1 protein-coding gene is annotated in these 1785 nt (G+C 69.9%); it reads right to left on the bottom strand.

Going from position 1 to position 1785, the window contains the following annotated elements:
- Window positions 1-39: 39 nt before the first annotated feature.
- The gene (locus ACWF94_RS39880) at window positions 40-1620 is read right to left on the bottom strand and encodes an alpha/beta hydrolase (RefSeq protein ID WP_453500094.1); all 1581 of its coding nucleotides are present in this window, start codon (window positions 1618-1620) and stop codon (window positions 40-42) included.
- Window positions 1621-1785 lie beyond the last annotated feature (165 nt).

The following is a 1785-nucleotide window of genomic DNA, read 5'->3' as shown; positions in this document are numbered from 1 at the left end:
GACCGGCACCCTGCGCCCCTGGTCCCGGTCCCGACCGGGTCAGAACGGGAGCTGCGAACGCCGCTGAGGCGAAGTCCGGGGCTCACCCTGGGCCCGGGGCGCGGCCCGGCAGGTGAGATCCTTCGCGGGCAGCCGGCCCGTCGTCAGATATGTGTTGGTCGCGTTGATGACACAGGAGTTGGCGGTGTAGGCGTACACACCGTGCCCCTCGCCGCCCTTGACCGTGACGAGCTTCGAGCCCTTCAGCGCGCGGTGCATGCCGACGGCGGTGGACAGGGGGGTCTGCGAGTCCCACTCGTTCTGGATGATCAGTGAGGGGACCTTGTTGCGGACGACCGTCGCGGGCTCGGCGCCCTTCGCCCAGAACGCGCACGGCTTGATGCTGGAGACGAAGTCGCCGTACAGCGGATAGCGCTTCTTGTCGCGGACGGCGTCACGGCGGTACTGCTGCGGATCCCTCGGCCAGGCGGCGGAGTTGTCGCCGCAGACGACGGACCAGAGGGTGGCGACGGAAGCCTGCATATCGGGTTCGTCCGCTGCTGCGGCGGCGGTGCCCGGGGTCGCCGCCCTGGCGGCCCGGGCGAGCTGGACGACCTGCTCGGCGGCTTCCTTCGCGCTGAAGAAGATGTGCCGCTGGGCCCGGATGTCGTCGCCGGTGAGCTTCTGTCCGCCGATCTCGATGGGCTTGCGGTCGGCGCGGGCGACCAGGTCCCAGAAGGACTTGCGGACCTTGGCGGGGGTGCTGCCGAGTCCGTAGTGGGAGTGCCGGGCGGCGGTCCAGCGCGTCCAGTGGTCGAACGCGGGCTCGGCGTCCTCGGCCCACACCTGCATCATGCCCCGCCAGACCCGCTTGGGGTCGACGGCGCTGTCGAGAACGATACGGTCGGCCCGGCGGGGGAACATCTGGGTGTAGACCGCGCCGAGGTAAGTGCCGTACGAGAGCCCGAAGTACGAGATCTTCTTCTCGCCGAGGGCCGCCCGGATCAGGTCCATGTCCCGGACGGTGTTACGGGTGGTGAAGTGCCGCAGCCGGTCGCCTTCCTTCGCCCGGCACTTGTCGGCCACCCCCTTCGCCCAGGCAACGTCACCCGCGAACGTCTCCGCCCGGTACGGGCGCAGGAAGTTCATCGCCTCGGCCTCGCCGAGTCCGCAGTTGAGGGGGGAGCTGCGGCCCACACCACGCGGGTCGAAGCCGATGAGGTCGTACCGGTCCTCCACGGACTTCGGCAGGCTGTCCCGCATGAACAGCGGCTCGTTCAGTCCGGGGCCGCCGGGCCCGCCGGGGTTGAAGAGCAGGACGCCCCGGCGTTTGCCCGGCACGCTGGTCCTGATCCGGGAGATCGCGACGTCGATCTTCTCGCCACCGGGGCGCCGGTAGTCCAGCGGGACCTTGACCGTGGCGCACTGGAAGGAGGCCGGAGCGGCCGCATCACACCGCTGCCACACCACCTGCTGCCGGGTGAACCGGTCCAGCGGGCCCGCGGCGGCGGCGGGGGACGCGGCGACGGCCGGAGCCAGTGGCACCAGCACACTCACAGCCAGCAGAGGCGCTATTCGTCGTAACTGCACAGGGCGGCCCTTCGGATCGGCGGACACAGCGGATTGACCATGCCATGCCATGGATACCTGCTGAATCCGCCGGTGGGCCAGGCTTTCGTCAAACCGGGGATGGAGAAATACGGGAGGGCTACTGCCGGGGTTGCAGCGACTTTCCGCCTGGAGAGCCCAGAGAGGCGGAAAGCGGGTCAACCGGTACGGTCCCGGGGCCGTACCCACGCCGTACTC

The sequence above is a fragment of the Streptomyces sp. NPDC055078 genome (genome assembly GCF_053607985.1).
This window is presented reverse-complemented; position numbering and strand designations above follow the sequence as displayed.